The sequence below is a fragment of the Actinobacillus pleuropneumoniae genome (genome assembly GCF_003290385.1).
GTDB lineage: Bacteria > Pseudomonadota > Gammaproteobacteria > Enterobacterales > Pasteurellaceae > Actinobacillus > Actinobacillus lignieresii.
In genome coordinates this window covers 16744-33566 of the sequence record NZ_CP030753.1, presented here as the reverse complement: position 1 = coordinate 33566, position 16823 = coordinate 16744, and the positions used below count along the sequence as shown (strand labels likewise).

The window sequence follows — 16823 nt, the reverse complement described above, 5'->3', positions numbered from 1 at the left end:
GCTTTCCGTGTTTTTTATATGAATTCTCACGGTTAAAAATATGCTTAAGATTATTTTCAGACGCCTACTGCAAATTATTTTAGTGATTTGGTCGGTCGGCACGCTTACTTTTATTTTGACACGACAACTCTCCGGCGATATGGCTTATCGTATTGCGGCAAGTCGTTACGGTTATGATCAAGTCGATAGTGCCGCCGCCGATTTAGTTCGTACCGAATTAGGTCTAGACCAACCTTGGTGGCAAAGCTACGGCAACTGGCTACTTGATCTTTTACAACTTAATTTAGGTAAATCTTTAGTTACCGGCGATTCGGTTTGGAGTGAAATTGCCCATCAATTCGGGCATACACTTAGTCTTGCTCTGGTTGCGCTCGTTATGGCAATTATGATTGGTCCGATTCTTGGTGTACTTGCCGCTCGCAAAGAAAACGGCTTTTTTGACCGCTTTACCTTGGTATTCAGCACGCTGTTTCGCTCCGTACCGGCATTTATTATCGCTATCGGACTGATTACGCTCTTTTCGGCGACATTACGTTGGCTGCCTGCCGGCGGTTACGGTAAATGGCAACATTTTGTTTTACCGGCTTTTACTTTGGCATTAGGTTTAAGTGCGGTTTCTGTTCGTGTGACACGTGCCGCAATGTTACAGGTAAAACAATCCGAATATTACCAATTTGCGCGTTTAAAGGGGCTTTCAAAATGGCAAACTTTTACCCGCCACGGTATCCGCAATATTGCGATTCCGGTCATTGCTTACCATGCGGTACAGTTGGTTTATCTGATTGAAGGTGTGGTCGTGGTAGAAAGTCTCTTCGCTTGGCCGGGCAGCGGACACGCTTTAGTACACGCCATTATTGCCAGAGACGTACCGATGATCCAAGGGACTTCTCTCGTAATGGGCGGTCTATTTGTCCTGTTAAATATGTGTGCGGATATGCTAAGTGCGTGGATTGACCCGCGAATTACCCATAAACGTCATGGAGAATAACAATGAATAAAATGACATTTAGCCAAAAAATAGGGGCGATAATTCTTACTATATTACTCGCTTTTGCCTTTTTACAGCCTTATTTTTACCCGATGGATATTGGCTTCCAAGATCTTGGTAATATGCTTGCTAAACCGGATGAGTTTGCTTGGCTCGGCACCGATCATCTCGGCAGAGATATGCTTGCTCGCCTTGCTTCGGCGATTCGTTTATCATTCGGTCTATCTCTTTTTAGCGTATTTTGTGCCTTAGTTGCCGGGCTGCTATTTGGTATTCTAGCCGGCTTTTTCGGCGGATGGCTTGACCGACTATTCAGCTTTATCTGCGATTTGGTGATGGCGTTACCCGGATTATTATTGATTCTACTCTTTGCCTCATTATCACCGGGATCATTTTGGACGCTCTATTTAGGTATCGCTTTAGTGATGTGGGTGGAATTTTTCCGTGTGATTCGAGCAGTCAGCCAAACACTTGCTTCCAGTGCCGAAATCGAATCTTCACGTTTAATGGGAATGGGCTTATTTTACAGTTTTAAACGCCATCTTTTACCGCGTTTACTGCCGCTTATTGTGACCTTAAGTGCTTTCTCATTAGGTAATGCGATTCTGGCGTTAGCCACTCTCGGATTTGTCAATGTCGGGCTACGTCCGCCAACAGCAGAATTAGGTTTAATGATGACCGAATTATTCCCTTACTACTATGAAGCCCCTTGGATCTTTATGCAGCCGGTAGTTGCGGTCTTTTTCATGGTACTTAGTCTTCAACTTTTATCCGGGAGAGTAAAATAATGGCACTGCTACGAATTGAAAATGTTGGGGTAAAAACCACTACAGGTTTAACTTTAGTTGAACCGATCAGTTTAAGTTTAGAACAGGGCAAAAATATCACGATTCTCGGTGAAACCGGATCAGGGAAAAGCCTACTGATTCAAGCGATTATGGGGGCTTTACCTGAAGGACTTGAAGCAAGCGGTCAAATTTTTGTAGAAAATAGCAAAACCGAGAATATGCAGCTCGAATCCCTTTGGGGTAGAACGTTGGTAATGTTGCCGCAAGAACCTCGTCGTTCTCTTGACCCGATTATGACGATAGGTAAACAGCTTTGGGAAAGTTTTACTTTTGTTGCTAAAAAAGATAAACAAGCGGCAAAAAATGAGGGTAAAAAAGCCCTTGAGCATTTAGGTTTAAAAGCATGGGAAACCGCCTATCCGCACCAACTATCCGGCGGTATGGCTCAACGCGCTTCTTTTGCTGTCGCTACCGCTGCCGGCGGTAAAATTTTGTTAGCGGATGAACCGACCAAAGGGCTTGATCCGAAAAGCAAGGCAAATGTGATTCAATTACTCAAACAGGCTTATCAGCAACAAGGCGGTTTGCTTACCATCACGCACGATATTGACGTTGCCGAACAATTAGGCGGCGAAATCTTAGTGATGAAAAAAGGGCAATTATTAGAAAAAGGTGCAGCAGAGACATTGCTTGCCGACCCGCAGCATCCATATACCAAAGCCTTGATTGCCGCCGATCCGAAACATTGGCAAGCGGTCGAAAATTCGCAAAATTTTGCAAAAAATCAACCGCTTGTTTCGGTGAAAAACCTGAGTGTTGCACGAGGTAAACGCACACTTTTCAGCGGACTTTCATTTGACTTACACCAAGGCGAAATCTTAGGCGTTGTCGGACACAGCGGTATCGGCAAAAGTACGCTCGCCGATGTGCTATGCGGTTTGCTTAAGCCTAAATCGGGCGAAGTAATCTGGCACAGCCGGCAACATAAAAAACATCAGGTATTGAAACTGTACCAAGATCCACCGGAAGCCTTTGCACCGACCGTCAGCTTACAAACACTTTTGGATGACGTGATTAATAAACATAAGTTAGATCGTTCGCAAATTCCAACTTTACTGCAACAGCTAGCACTTGCTCCGGAAATTCTCGCCCGTAATGCGGAAAACGTCTCAGGCGGAGAATTACAACGGATTGCGATCTTACGTGCATTATTGCTTGAGCCGGTATTACTTTTTGCCGATGAAGTCACTTCTCGCTTAGATCCGATCACGCAAAAAGAAACGATTGAGTTATTAATCAATCAATGTCGCCAACGTAAATGCACATTAGTGATTGTGAGTCATGATCCCTATTTGATTGAGAAAAGCTGCGATAAAGTAATTGATTTAACTCAGTTTGTTTAGCGCTTCAGAAAATAGCTGATTCATACTGACGAATCATAACAACAAGCGGTCGTTTTTTTAGGAAAACTTTGCAAAAATTGCGTTGTTCTCTAAAAAAACGACCGCTTATTTCGTTTAATTTGACTATGTTACTCAGTGATGTTATTCAACTAAATCTAGCATTTCCTGTGCATTAGCAAGCACCGTATCGGTAATCTTACTTCCACCTAATAATCTTGCTAAGGCCTGAACGCGTTCCGCTTGGGTTAATAACGACATTTGAGTTTCCGTCTGATTATTTTCCACATACTTTTGCACATTAAAATGGTGATGCCCATAGCTTGCTACCTGCGGTAAATGTGTCACGCAAAGCACCTGACATTTCTTACCTAATTGGCGCAACAGCTTACCGACTGTAGTGGCCGTCAGTCCACTAATCCCAACATCCACCTCATCAAAAATAATTGTCGGTGTGGATAATTTATTTGCCGTCAACACCTGTACAGCCAAGGAAATACGTGATAACTCACCGCCGGAAGCGATTTTAGCTAACGGCTGAGCCTGTTGCCCTAAATTACTGCGCAAATTAAATTCAACAACATCAGCCCCGTTGCTTGATAATCTTTTTGCATCATGCTGAACATCAATAAAGAACTCGCCGTTTTCCATTGAAAGACGTTTAATTTGTGCCGTCACTTGCTCAGCTAATTTTTTACCTGCCTCAAGACGCTTTTGATAAATTTGCTCAGCCAGCTGAATAGACTGTTGATGAGCCGCTTGCTCATCCGCAATTAACTGTTCTTCATTTCCGGCAAAATCCACCAGTTTTTGTAATTCTTGCTGAATAAATTCGTGATGTTGCCATAAATTCTCCGGCAATACATGGTGCTTACGGGCTAATTGAAGCGTCTTACTGATACGTATATCCAACTCATTGAGTAAATCCGGATCTTGCTCTATTTTGCCGGCTAAATCACTCACCTCGGAACTGGCTTCCTGAACCTGAATAAGTGATTCATTGAGCATATTTAATGCCGATTGATAACGTGAATCAACCTCGACTAAATCTTCTAAATGACGAATCGCCTTATATAACATTGAATCGACATTTAGTTCACTTTCGCTCAGTAAATCAGTCACCTCTTGGGATAATGCGGTTAATGCTTCGGAATTGGATAACCGGCTATGCGTTTCTTCCATTTCCTCAAATTCACCTTGCTTAATCGCAAACTCATCTAGCTCATCTACTTGATATTGCAGCAGCTGTTTACGAGCCTCATTCTCTTGGCACTGTTGGCGGAAATTTTTCACTTGCTGATGTAATTTCTTCCAACGCTGGTATTGGCTACTCATTTCATTCAACAAGTTATGAATACCCGCATAGTTATCCAATACCTCCAACTGATACTCACTTTTTAATAATAATTGCGGTGCATGCTGGCCGTTCAAATGAATCAGATATTGACCTAACTCTCGCAGTTGAGAAATCGGTAACGGGCGATTGTTTACAAATGCCTTAGAACGCCCCTCTTGGTTAATCATACGGCGTAAAATACATTCTTGCGGATTATCTTCATCCAGTAATTCATGTTGTTTCAACCATAAATAAGCCGGGCTAGTCGCTTGCATACTAAAGGTTGCGGTAATATCCGCTTTATCCGCACCATGACGAATCATACTGCTTTCCGAACGATAGCCGAGACAAAGGCTTAACGCATCAATCGCAATGGACTTACCCGCCCCGGTTTCGCCGGTAATCACGGACATACCTTCATTCAGCTCTAATGTTAAGTGACGAACAATTGCAAAATTATTAACCGTTAAATGAGTAAGCATAAAACACCTGTAAAAATATATCCTGTATGGATATATACTATTACTGTTTTTTTGAACAGTAAAGTGTTTTTGCAAAATTTTTGCTGAATCCGCCCGCTTGCCATAAAAAAATCCTCGCTGATTTTCATCAACGAGGATTTTTAAATTAATTGATCTTGATACTAGATAAAGACTTGTTCACCGATACGATAACCTTGCGGCGCTTGTTCTTTATCTTCAAAGGTTACAAATTCCCAAGCATTTTCGTTAGCAAGGATTGCACGTAATAATTTGTTATTTAAACCGTGTCCCGATTTATATGCACTGAAATCACCAAGGATATTATAACCGCACATAAATAAGTCGCCGATTGAGTCTAACATTTTATGCTTAACCAATTCGTCTTTATAGCGTAAGCCTTCTTCATTCAAGATACGATATTCATCTAATACAATCGCATTATCAAGGCTACCGCCTAATGCTAAGCCGATTGATTGAAGATATTCAACATCTTTCATAAAGGTGAAAGTTCTTGCACGGCTGATTTTGTGAATAAAGTTTTCGGCAGATAATTCCATTTTGAAATTACGCACATCCTTACTGATCATCGGATGGCTAAAATCGATGGTGAAATCTAGTTTTAAGCCTTTGCTATAAGGCTTCATTTCCGCCCATTTATCGCCTTCTTCCACACGTACCGTTTCTCTGATACGAATAAATTTCTTCGGTGCGTCTTGCTCTTCAATACCGGCATCTAATAATAAATAGATGAACGGACTCGCACTGCCGTCCATAATCGGAATTTCAGGCGCATCCACTTCAACGATTAAGTTATCCAAACCTAATGAAGCCATTGCCGCATTTAAGTGTTCAACCGTTGAAATACGTACACCGTCATCATTAATCATACAAGTACAAAGCTGCGTATCACGAATAGATTCCGCACTTGCAGGAAAATACACCGCCGGTTCTAAATCCGTACGAGCATAAACAATCCCCGTATTAGCCGGTGCGGGACGTAATGTTAGCGTTACTTTTTTACCGCTGTGCAAACCGATACCGGTGACTTTAGTCGCTTGTTTTAATGTTCTTTGTTTAATCATATTCTATCCTTATTCCCCGTTTGGGTAACGGTGTTATTGACCGTTTCTCATAAATCCCGGAATCGAATTAGGAGACCAAACTTGGGAAGAATCCACCTGCTGAGGTTTCGGAGCCGCTTGTTGCGGTTGAGCGAATTGCGCCGGCTGAGCGTAACCCTGTTGTGCAAAAGCAGGTTGTTGAGGCTGTTGCGCTTGTTGTTGATAGCCTTGCTGTTGCATAGGTTGTTGCATTGGTTGCGGAACGACAGTCGCTCTCGGTAACGTTAATTCTTCCGCTTGACCGATACCTGTCGCCACTAATGTTACGCGAAGTTTACCTTCCATTTCCGGATAAACCGAAGTACCGAATACAATCGTCGCATCCGGAGCGGCAAAGCTATGGATATAGTCCATAATCACATCAACTTCGTTTAACTCAATATCCAAACCTGAAGAAATACTTACTAAGATACCTTTCGCACCGGATAAATCCACATCTTCCAATAACGGGCTTGCCACCGCATCGTGTGCCGCATGTTCGGCACGATCCTCGCCTTCGGCAATACCGGTACCCATCATCGCACGTCCCATTTCCGACATAACGGTTTTCACATCGGCAAAGTCCACATTGATTAAACCAGGAGAAGTAATCATATCGGTGATACCTAAAACGGCGTTACGTAAAATATCATTCGCCGCTTTGAAAGCATCCATCATTTTCGTATTTTTAGGTAATACTTTTAATAATTTATCGTTAGGGATGATAATTAATGAATCTACGTGCTTAGATAACTCTTGGATACCTTGCTCCGCGTAATTCATACGTTTGTTACCTTCGAAACGGAACGGTTTGGTTACGATGGCAACCGTTAATGAACCTTGCGATTTTGCGATATCGGCAATAACCGGCGCCGCACCGGTACCCGTACCGCCGCCCATACCGGCAGAGATAAATACCATATCCGCACCCGCAAGCATATTCGATAACGCTTCGCGGTCTTCTTCCGCTGCTTGACGACCTACATTCGGATTTGCACCGGCACCTAAACCTTTAGTGATATTCGCACCGATTTGAATCGTTTGGCGCACGGAACTTGTACGCAATACTTGCGCATCGGTATTTACCGAGAAAAACTCAACGCCGCCGACACCTTCGTTATTCAGGTTTCCGTCCACCATATGGTTTAGTGCGTTACCGCCACCGCCACCAACGCCGACTACCTTAATTACCGCATCTTGCGTTGTTTCATAAATAGGTTCAAACATTTTTTATCTCCCTCGTGCTGATTTGCAACTCAACACATTTAAAAATTCGATCTTGCCACATTAACTACTTTTTTCAGTCCTCGACTCAGAATATCAAGGATACTATCTACTTTCTCGCTAATTTCGCCATTGCCCTTTTCATCCGAGTTATAATGGCTATATTGTAAAAGACCGAGTACTGTCGCATATTGCGGCTTATTTACGTAATCCGTCAATCCTGTAATATTCAACGGATATCCGACTCTTACTTGAGAGCCGAAAATTTCTCTCGCACATTCTACAATATCTTCGATTTGCGAACCACCACCCGTAAGCACAAAACCTGCAATTAATTCCTGTTTTATGCCTTTTTGTAGCAATTCATGACGTAATTGTACCAATTCGTTTTCTACGACTTTTAACAAATCACTATAACATTGTGAAGTCACGGTAGCAACTTGCGCTTTAGTAAAGGTTCTCGGCATACGGCCGCCAAGCCCTGCGACTTCAATTTTCTTATCCGCGTTATGCGTAGGAGGATTAACGGCGCTACCGTAATTGATTTTAATACTCTCGGCTTCATTGCGAGAAGTAGTGAAGACTTGCGCAATATAATCGGTAACATTATTACCGGCAAAAGGAATCACTTTACTAAAACGTAACGCACCGTCGGTATAAACAAGAATATCCATTGTACCGCCGCCGATGTCGATCAAGCATACGCCTAATTCTTTCTCGTCTTCGGTTAAAACCGAATAACTTGATGCAAGTCCGGAAAAGACCACTTGATCCACTTTTAATTTCGCTCGCTCTACCGCATTTTTCAGGTTACGTAACCAATCTTGGTGACAAGCGATAATATGTGCTTGTGCTTGCAAGCGCATACCGGATAAACCGACCGGGTTTTTGGTTGCCGGTAATCTGTCCACTTTATATTCCTGCGGAATAATATGTAAGGTCTCCAATCCGTCAGGTAACTTAATCGAACGTGCGATATGAATAGCCGCATCAATATCTTCGTTTGTTACCGTACCTGAAAGCGGTACGGTACCGCTTTCGTTCAACGCAGTAATATGCTGACCGGAAATCGCAAGCGTTACGCCGATAATTTGACAATCGGAAACAGATTCGGCTTGTTCTATCGCACGTTGAATCGAATTTACCGCTGCATCTAAGTCGATAACACCGCCGCGATCAACGCCTTTAGCTGGGCAACTACCCGAACCGATAACATTAATCACGCCGTCAGGCAATACTTCACCGACTACGGCGACAACTTTTGATGTGCCGATATCTAGACCGACAATGATTTTGGATTCTGCTATTTTTGTCATATCGTTATATTATGCTTGCAAAAAATTATTTAGGTAAAGGACTAAAACCGACCGCCGCGCCATGTTCGTAGCGCAAATCGACATAAGCAAGTTTTTTTCCTTCCGGTACATCAATTTCAGGGAAAATCGTCACGAAGCGATCGATTTTAGGCGTCCATTCGCCACGACCTAATCTGAGTTCGACATTGTTCGACAAAGTTATCGTCCAAGAACCTCGATTATCTACGGAAACGGAAGATAAATCCAAATTACGCGCTTTTAAATCCGCTTTGATTTTACTCCACGCCTCTAAAACCACTTTACCTTCGGTATCAGGTCCGTACAGCATCGGGAATCCGGTTTTATCGATCCTATCCGGCGGTAAACTGAATACAATGCCTTGCTCGGATAAAAAATTCACGTCATTCCATACGGCAACAGGATTGTGTTCAATTAATGTGATACTTAAACGATCCGGATAAACTTTTCGAACCACGACGTCTCTCACCCAAGAAATCGCTAATAATTTTGCTTTAACGTCTTGAATATCTTGACCGAAATATCCTTTTAGAGCCGGTTTTTGCGATAAAGTTTCCCGGATATCCGCATTTGTCGTAAATCTTGTTTTATGTGTCAGCGCATAAGCTCGAATCGGGCTACGATCCAAACTCTCAAGCCAAGTATGCCAATTACTATACACAAGAAACGCAAAGATTACGCATAATAACACAATCAACGGTTTAATTAATACTATCCGATTGAATGGATTTAGCGAAGATCTCACTTTTAGCGGTTTGAAACGGACGGACTGAGCCGTTTTTTTCCGTAAAACAGAAACCATTAAGCACTTAACTCCAATACACGTTCGACTAATTTTTCAAACGGAATGCCGACCGTTGCCGCCGATTTAGGGAAAATACTATGGCTTGTCATACCCGGACAAGTATTCACTTCCACTAAGTTAAAGTGACCATTTGCATCTTCCATCACATCAATACGGCTCCAACCACGGCATCCGACCACCTCATACGCTGCTTTGACCAGTTCCGCTACTTCCGCCTGACGATCGTCACTTAACGCCGGTACGAGATATTGCGTATTATCCGAGATATATTTAGCGTGGTAATCATAAAACTCCCCTTCGGGAATGATTTGTACCGCCGGTAATACTTGACCGTCTAGCACCGGAACAGAATATTCCTTACCCGCCAAGAAAGCTTCTACTAAAACGATTGAATCGAATTTTAACGCTTCTTCCACCGCCGGCAATAATTGCTCAACCGTTTTTACTTTGGTTACGCCGACACTTGAACCTTCGCTTGAAGGTTTAACGAAAACCGGTAAACCTAATTTTGCAATAATTTGTTCGGAATCGACCGCTTCTCCACGGCGAACAACCACCATGTCTGCTGTTGGTAGGCCAACCGCTTGCCACATTAATTTGGTACGGAATTTATCTAATGTCACTGCCGAAGCCATTACGCCGCAACCGGTATAAGGAATCCCCATTTGCTCTAGTGCGCCTTGTAACACACCGTTTTCGCCGATACCGCCGTGTAAAATATTGAATACGCGTTGAATGCCTTTTTCTTTTAATTTTTCAATCGGGAAATCCTTGGTATCAATACCTTCCACATTATAGCCAAGCGATTTTAACGCTTCGGTTACCGCTGCGCCCGAATTTAGCGATACTTCGCGTTCTTGAGAAACACCGCCGAATAACACCGCAATTTTTTCGTCTTTAATGCTCATCTTTTTATCCTTTCTTATTATGGACACGAGGTCTCGTATCCCTACTGACCGATTGGAGATTCACAAGCGGCCAATTTTACAAAATTTTTTGCAAATCTTACCGCTTGTTAGGCTTTCCAGCTTTCCGCCAAGCCACGAGAAATGCGGCTTACGCTACCGGCACCTTGTGCAAGAATTAAATCGCCGTCTTGGATAATTTGATCTAATACTTCGCCAAGCTGATCGGTATCCGAAACCAAAATCGGATCCACTTTACCCAAATTACGGATTGAGCGGCATAACGCTTTACTATCCGCTCCGACAATCGGCGCTTCGCCCGCCGCATACACTTCGAGCATAATTAACGCATCGACTTGCGATAACACTTGTACGAAATCATCAAATAAATCACGGGTACGCGAATAACGGTGCGGTTGGAAAATCATCACAACACGTTTGTTTTCCCAACCTGAACGAGCAGCTTTAATTGTTACGTCCACTTCGGTCGGGTGATGACCGTAGTCATCAACCAACATCACTTTACCGTTCGGACGAATAAATGAACCCAATTGGTCAAAACGACGACCTGCACCTTGGAAATCGGCAAGCGCGGCTAAAATCGCTTCGTTAGCAATTCCTTCTTCTTTTGCGACCGCCAGTGCGGCTGTTGCATTCAGTGCATTGTGTTTACCCGGCACATTCAACAATACGTCAATACGCTCGCCGTTCGGGCAAACCACAGTGTAATGACCTTGGAAACCGGTTTGTTGATAATCTTCGATACGGTAATCCGCTTTTTCACTAAAGCCGTAAGTTAATACTTGGCGACCGACTTGCGGCGCAATTTCTATTACCGTTTCATCATCGGCACACATCACCGCTAAACCGTAGAACGGTAAGTTGCGTAGGAATTTTACGTAAGTCGCTTTCATCTGCTCGAAATCGCCGCCGTAAGTGTCCATATGATCCGGTTCGATATTAGTCACCACCGAAACCATCGGTTGTAAGTGTAAGAACGACGCATCACTTTCATCCGCTTCCGCAATTAAATAACGGCTTGCACCCAAATGCGCATTTTTCCCCGCCGATTTAACCAAACCGCCGTTTACAAAGGTCGGGTCTAATTTCGCTTCGGTATAGATCATCGAAATCATTGCGGTAGTCGTTGTTTTACCATGCGTTCCCGCAACCGCAATACCGTGACGAAAACGCATAATTTCCGCCAACATTTGCGCACGCTGAATCACAGGAATACGCGCTTCTTTTGCCGCACGCACTTCCGGATTGCTGTCGTCAATCGCACTGGAAGCAACCACTACGCTCGCACCGGCAACATTCTCCGCTTGATGACCGATAAACACTTTTGCACCGGCTTCCGCTAAACGTTTAGTCACAGGACCTTCGGCAATATCGGAACCGGAAATTTGATAGCCTTCATTTAATAACACTTCAGCGATACCGCTCATACCCGCACCGCCGATACCGATAAAATGGATCTGATTTACACGGCGCATTTCCGGCACTAATTTTTTAATTTTATCTTGGAAATTTTTCATTGTTGTTTTCCTATCTGTGCAACCAAATATTTTTGTTGATTGCATTTAAAACTATTTAGCTTGTTCGATAATCACTTCCGCCACACGTTGTGCTGCGGTAGGTGTTGCTTTAGCTCTGGCTTTGACCGCCATTTCGGTGAGTTTTCGGCGATCGGCGATTAACGGTTGTAACACATTCAATAAAGTCTGCGGCGTAAAATCTTGTTGCTCGATAATGATTGCCGCACCGTCATCCGCCAAATAAGTCGCATTCAAATATTGTTGGCGATCTTTATGTTGATACGGCACAAAAATTGCCGGTAAGCCTGCCGCGGCGATTTCGCAGACGGTTAAAGCTCCCGAACGGCAAATCACTAAGTCCGCCCAGCTATAAGCCTGCGCCATATCGTCAATAAATTCGGCGGCGATACCGTTGCCGGTCGCTTGATAAATTTCTTCTACCCCGCCGAGGTTACCTTTCCCTACTTGATGACTAATAAAAACATTGTTACCGAGTTGTTTCGCCACTTCAGGTACGGTTTGGTTAATCACTCTTGCGCCTTGGCTGCCGCCCATTACTAAAATATTGATCGGATAACCGCGTTCGGCAAAACGAATTTCCGGCGCTTCGAGCTGGGCGAGATCTTCACGCACCGGATTCCCCACCACTTCTGCATTTGGGAATGCGGTCGGGAACGCTTGTAACACACGGCAAGCGATTTTTGATAACCAGACATTAGTTAAACCGGCAACCGCATTTTGTTCATGTAAAATAACCGGCACACCGCACAATTTCGCAGCAATACCGCCCGGCCCGGACACATAACCGCCCATACCGAGTACCGCATCAGGCTGGTAATTTTTAATGATTTTACGCGCTTGCATTACCGCTTTAAAAATCGCAAACGGCGCTTTCAATAATGCACCGATTCCCTTTCCTTTTAATCCGGAAATTTGAATAAACTCAATCGGAATACCGTGCTTCGGCACAAGGTCGGCTTCCATTCGATCTTTGGTACCTAACCAACGGATCTCCCAGCCTTGTTTTTGCAACTCGCACGCTACGGCAATTGCCGGAAAGACATGACCGCCGGTTCCGCCTGCCATGACAAGAAGTTTTTTAGCCATTTTGATCTCTTTTACAAACTTTTGAGCGGAATCGACCGCTTGTGAAACTTTTTTTAGACAAACTGTTGTTATTGTACAGGAAATTGACAATTTACGGAAAAAGAAAGCGGTCAGTTTTTGCAAATTTTTTGCAAATTCCGACCGCTTGTTGATCTTAACTCTCTTTAATTTGAGCGTGTCCAACCAGTTCTAGGCGATTTTCATAGTCTATGCGTAAAAGTACCGCAATGGCGATCGACATAATCACTAAACTGGATCCGCCGTAACTGACCAGCGGGAAAGTCAGACCCTTGGTCGGCAGTAAACCGGAAGCGACCCCTAAGTTCACAAAGCCTTGAATAAAAATCCAAATCGCAATACCGAAGGCGAAAAAGCCTCTGAAACGCGCTTCCAGTTTTAACGCGTCTCGACTGATTTTAAGTGCGCGTAACGATAATACCGAGAGTAAAATCACGATGGCGACAATCCCGATAAAACCGAATTCTTCACCGACTACCGCCATAACAAAGTCGGTATGCGCTTCGGGAAGGTATTCTAATTTTTGGATTGAGTTACCTAACCCCTGTCCCCAAAATTCGCCCTGACCGAATGCCATTTGTGAATTTGAAAGTTGGAAACCGTCCCCGTAAGCATCGGCGAACGGATCCATAAACGAGGTTACTCGTTTTAAACGATATTCTGACGTCAGTACCAAAAAGGCGAACAGTAAAATACCCGTTACCCCTAAAAATAGGAACTGCATTACTCTTGCGCCCATAATAAACAACATCGCAAAAGTGAGCATAAAGAGTACGAAGGTACTACCTAAATCCGGTTGTAACAGCAATAAAAAACCGAAAATACTGAGAATCACCATCGGACGAATAAAACTGAGCCGTTTGGTGCGCATTTCATCGTATTTACGCACATAGAAACTGGAAAAGTAGCAAATGATCGCTAATTTTGCCAATTCCGCCGGCTGAAAATTGACCGGACCAAGCGGGATCCAACGTACCGCACCGTTAATACTGCGCCCGAAAATCAATACGATAACCAAAAAAGCCAGCGATACGAGGAAAAACAGCACGTTTCGCTTTTCCCAGCTTTCGGTCGGAATTTGCACGATCGTGACAAAGGCAAACAATGCCGCCGCTAAATAGACGCCGTCACGCACCGCAAAATAAAACGGATCATTGTTTAAACGGGTACTGACCGGAATTGATGCCGAGGTAACCATAATGAAGCCGATAACCAGTAAGCCGAAAAACAGCCAAAGCAAAGTACGATCGTATAACGAATTCGCCGGTGTTAATCGAACCCATTTATCCCATTCTGTCTTCAATCTTTCTAACATATTAAGCGGTTACTTCCTGAGCTAATTTAACAAAAACCTGTCCGCGTTCTTCAAAGTTCTTAAATTGATCGAGACTTGCGCACGCCGGTGACAATAACACCATATCGCCTTTTTTCAATTGCGGGCGGATTTGTTCAATCGCTTGTTGCATAGTCTCCACCAATACGCTTTGGCTTGATAATGCGGCTAATTGCGCACCGTCCTGACCGAAGCAATAACAAACGATATTCGGTTTATTGATAAGCGGTTTTAACTCGGAAAAATCAGCGGCTTTACCGTCACCCCCTAATAACAAATAAAGCGTTCCCGCTACTTGTAAACCGTTGAGTGCCGCTACCGTACTGCCGACATTGGTTGCTTTTGAGTCGTTTACCCAACGCACACCGTCATTGGTCTTGACCGCTTGGAAACGGTGATTCAAACCGCCGTACACTTGCAATGCTTTGACAATTCCTTCACGCGGAATGCCCGCCGCTTCGGCTAACGCCATTGCCGCTAATGAATTCATTTCGTTATGACGACCTGAAATCAGCATTTCTTTAGTTGGGATAATCGCATCATCGCCCGAATATAAAATGCCGTTACGCATCGTATATTCGGCGTTATGTTCTGCAAAACGAATCAATTTTTTGACCGCTTGCGTTTCAAGCGGATAAGTCAGTCTATCTTCACCGTTTACAATCACATTCTCGGCATTGTCATAAATACGCAATTTCGCTAAACGATATTCTTCCAGCGAGTTATTGTAACGATCCATATGATCTTCACTAATATTTAAAATAGTTGCTGCCACCGCATTTAATGACGAAGTGGTTTCTAATTGGAAACTAGACAGTTCCAACACAAACAATTCATATTCATCGTTTAACAGGCTTAATACCGGCACTCCGATATTGCCGCCCATACCGACTTTAATCCCCGCCTGTTTTGCCATTTCGGTCACTAAGGTCGTCACCGTGCTTTTGCCGTTTGCACCGGTAATCGCAATAATCGGTGCTTTCGCCTCACGTACAAATAATTCGATATCGCCAACCACTTCCATACCGGCGTTGATCGCTTGTTGAATTTCCGGTGTAGCCAACGCAAGCCCCGGACTAATTACAATTAAATCGGAGGCTAACAGCCACTCGCTGTTTAAACCGCCGGTATGCAACGGTACATCTGCCGGAAGTTGATCTGCTCCAGCCGGTGTTTCACGAGTGTCAATGACTTGTACTTTTGCTTGCTTATCCGCCAAAAACTCGACACAAGATAAACCTGTTTTACCTAAGCCGATAACCGTAATGACTTTATCTTTATATTGGTTTTGCATAATTGAATCTCTTTATAACTCTTTATAATTTGTTAAAAAGGTGGGACAAGCCCACCTATGATTAACGAAGTTTTAACGTCACTAAGCCGATTAACACAAGCATCAAGGTAATAATCCAGAAACGCACGATAACACGAGGTTCCGGCCAACCTTTTAATTCGAAGTGATGATGAATCGGCGCCATACGGAAGATACGTTTTTGGCGAAGTTTATACGAACCGACTTGTAAAATTACCGAAAGGGCTTCCACTACGAATACACCGCCCATAATCACGAGTAATAATTCTTGGCGAACCAATACCGCAATCGTACCTAACGCACCGCCTAATGAAAGTGAACCGACATCGCCCATAAATACTTGTGCCGGATAGGTGTTGTACCATAAGAAGCCTAAACCGGCACCGACAATCGCAGTACATAGAATCACTAATTCACCGGCATTCGGAACAAACGGAATATGTAAATATTGTGCAAAATTGAAGTTACCGGTCGCCCAGGCGATTAATGCAAAAGCCGATGCCACCATAATGGTCGGTACAATCGCTAAACCATCTAAACCGTCCGTGAGGTTTACTGCGTTTGAAGTGCCGACAATTACAAAATAAGACAGAATGATAAAGAAAATACCAAGCTGCGGCATAAAGTCTTTAAAGAACGGCACCACTAATTGGGTTGCTGCCGTATCTTTACCGACTGCATAAATGCCGAATACTGCAATCAACGCAATCACTGATAACCAGAAATATTTCCAACGAGCAATTAAGCCGTCGGTATTTTTACGTTTGATTTTCCAGTAATCATCGACAAAACCAACCGCACCGTAGCCGAATAACACAAACAGCACAAACCAAACATAGCTGTTACGCAAATCCGCCCAAAGTAAGGTACTCACACCGATGGCGATTAAAATCATAATGCCGCCCATAGTCGGTGTACCGCGTTTTTTAAAGTGGCTTTCCGGACCGTCGTTACGCACTTCTTGACCGAATTTTAAGAGCTGTAAGCGACGAATCACTTCAGGCCCAATCCATAAACCGATTCCCATTGCGGTAAGCAACGCCATAATCGCACGGAAAGTAATATAAGATACAACGTTAAATGCCGTATTGTATTGGACTAAATACTCAGCAAGCCAAACTAACATAACAAAACCCTTGTTAAATTATTTTAA

14 protein-coding genes are annotated in these 16823 nt (G+C 43.6%); 3 read left to right on the top strand and 11 right to left on the bottom strand.

The window, feature by feature from the left end; all coding sequences use genetic code 11:
• Positions 1-40: 40 nt before the first annotated feature.
• From DRF63_RS00140 to DRF63_RS00130, 3 genes are read left to right on the top strand one after another with little or no spacing between them, the layout of a single operon-like run.
• Positions 41-988 (top strand): ABC transporter permease, encoded by a 948-nt coding sequence (locus DRF63_RS00140; protein ID WP_005595632.1) that lies wholly within the window; start codon positions 41-43, stop codon positions 986-988.
• A gap of 2 nt (positions 989-990) precedes the next feature.
• Positions 991-1776: an ABC transporter permease gene (locus tag DRF63_RS00135; protein ID WP_005595629.1), complete on the top strand. Its 786-nt coding sequence runs from the start codon at positions 991-993 to the stop codon at positions 1774-1776.
• Complete coding sequence (locus tag DRF63_RS00130; RefSeq protein WP_005595626.1) at positions 1776-3179, top strand: ABC transporter ATP-binding protein; 1404 nt, start codon at positions 1776-1778, stop codon at positions 3177-3179. Before DRF63_RS00135 ends, DRF63_RS00130 begins: the two co-directional genes overlap by 1 nt.
• A gap of 141 nt (positions 3180-3320) precedes the next feature.
• Here DRF63_RS00130 and recN read toward each other — a convergent pair whose 3' ends face one another.
• From recN to mraY, 11 genes are all read right to left on the bottom strand, one after another.
• The gene (gene recN / locus DRF63_RS00125; RefSeq protein WP_005595624.1) at positions 3321-4994 is read right to left on the bottom strand and encodes a DNA repair protein RecN; all 1674 of its coding nucleotides are present in this window, start codon (positions 4992-4994) and stop codon (positions 3321-3323) included.
• Positions 4995-5155: 161 nt separating this feature from the next.
• On the bottom strand, positions 5156-6076 hold the full coding sequence (lpxC, locus tag DRF63_RS00120; protein ID WP_005595622.1) for a UDP-3-O-acyl-N-acetylglucosamine deacetylase: 921 nt from the start codon (positions 6074-6076) through the stop codon (positions 5156-5158).
• Positions 6077-6109: 33 nt separating this feature from the next.
• Positions 6110-7321, bottom strand: a complete 1212-nt coding sequence (ftsZ, locus tag DRF63_RS00115; RefSeq protein ID WP_005595620.1) for a cell division protein FtsZ — start codon at positions 7319-7321, stop codon at positions 6110-6112.
• Between the two features lie 38 nt (positions 7322-7359).
• Positions 7360-8634 carry a cell division protein FtsA gene (ftsA, locus tag DRF63_RS00110; protein ID WP_005595618.1) on the bottom strand — a complete coding sequence of 425 codons (1275 nt, stop codon included), beginning with the start codon at positions 8632-8634 and terminating at the stop codon, positions 7360-7362.
• A 25-nt stretch (positions 8635-8659) separates the two neighbouring features.
• Positions 8660-9313: a cell division protein FtsQ/DivIB gene (locus tag DRF63_RS00105; RefSeq protein ID WP_005595617.1), complete on the bottom strand. Its 654-nt coding sequence runs from the start codon at positions 9311-9313 to the stop codon at positions 8660-8662.
• A gap of 140 nt (positions 9314-9453) precedes the next feature.
• Entirely contained in the window at positions 9454-10365 is a 912-nt protein-coding gene (locus DRF63_RS00100; protein WP_005595616.1) for a D-alanine--D-alanine ligase, read from the bottom strand.
• Positions 10366-10472: 107 nt separating this feature from the next.
• Positions 10473-11900, bottom strand: a complete 1428-nt coding sequence (gene murC / locus DRF63_RS00095) for a UDP-N-acetylmuramate--L-alanine ligase (protein ID WP_005595615.1) — start codon at positions 11898-11900, stop codon at positions 10473-10475.
• A 51-nt stretch (positions 11901-11951) separates the two neighbouring features.
• Complete coding sequence (gene murG, locus DRF63_RS00090) at positions 11952-13007, bottom strand: undecaprenyldiphospho-muramoylpentapeptide beta-N-acetylglucosaminyltransferase (protein ID WP_043991684.1); 1056 nt, start codon at positions 13005-13007, stop codon at positions 11952-11954.
• Between the two features lie 154 nt (positions 13008-13161).
• Positions 13162-14340 (bottom strand): putative lipid II flippase FtsW, encoded by a 1179-nt coding sequence (gene ftsW, locus DRF63_RS00085; RefSeq protein ID WP_005595613.1) that lies wholly within the window; start codon positions 14338-14340, stop codon positions 13162-13164.
• Between the two features lies 1 nt (position 14341).
• Positions 14342-15652: a UDP-N-acetylmuramoyl-L-alanine--D-glutamate ligase gene (murD, locus tag DRF63_RS00080; protein WP_005595611.1), complete on the bottom strand. Its 1311-nt coding sequence runs from the start codon at positions 15650-15652 to the stop codon at positions 14342-14344.
• A gap of 61 nt (positions 15653-15713) precedes the next feature.
• Complete coding sequence (gene mraY, locus DRF63_RS00075) at positions 15714-16796, bottom strand: phospho-N-acetylmuramoyl-pentapeptide-transferase (protein ID WP_005595609.1); 1083 nt, start codon at positions 16794-16796, stop codon at positions 15714-15716.
• Positions 16797-16823: the final 27 nt, after the last annotated feature.

Coding starts and splice junctions, on each gene's coding strand:
- murD (WP_005595611.1), bottom strand. CDS start 15,652: ATGCAAAACCAATATAAAGATAAAGTCATTACGGTTATCGGCTTAGGT.
- murC (WP_005595615.1), bottom strand. CDS start 11,900: ATGAAAAATTTCCAAGATAAAATTAAAAAATTAGTGCCGGAAATGCGC.
- murG (WP_043991684.1), bottom strand. CDS start 13,007: ATGGCTAAAAAACTTCTTGTCATGGCAGGCGGAACCGGCGGTCATGTC.
- DRF63_RS00140 (WP_005595632.1), top strand. CDS start 41: ATGCTTAAGATTATTTTCAGACGCCTACTGCAAATTATTTTAGTGATT.
- DRF63_RS00130 (WP_005595626.1), top strand. CDS start 1,776: ATGGCACTGCTACGAATTGAAAATGTTGGGGTAAAAACCACTACAGGT.
- DRF63_RS00135 (WP_005595629.1), top strand. CDS start 991: ATGAATAAAATGACATTTAGCCAAAAAATAGGGGCGATAATTCTTACT.
- DRF63_RS00100 (WP_005595616.1), bottom strand. CDS start 10,365: ATGAGCATTAAAGACGAAAAAATTGCGGTGTTATTCGGCGGTGTTTCT.
- recN (WP_005595624.1), bottom strand. CDS start 4,994: ATGCTTACTCATTTAACGGTTAATAATTTTGCAATTGTTCGTCACTTA.
- ftsW (WP_005595613.1), bottom strand. CDS start 14,340: ATGTTAGAAAGATTGAAGACAGAATGGGATAAATGGGTTCGATTAACA.
- mraY (WP_005595609.1), bottom strand. CDS start 16,796: ATGTTAGTTTGGCTTGCTGAGTATTTAGTCCAATACAATACGGCATTT.
- ftsA (WP_005595618.1), bottom strand. CDS start 8,634: ATGACAAAAATAGCAGAATCCAAAATCATTGTCGGTCTAGATATCGGC.
- ftsZ (WP_005595620.1), bottom strand. CDS start 7,321: ATGTTTGAACCTATTTATGAAACAACGCAAGATGCGGTAATTAAGGTA.
- lpxC (WP_005595622.1), bottom strand. CDS start 6,076: ATGATTAAACAAAGAACATTAAAACAAGCGACTAAAGTCACCGGTATC.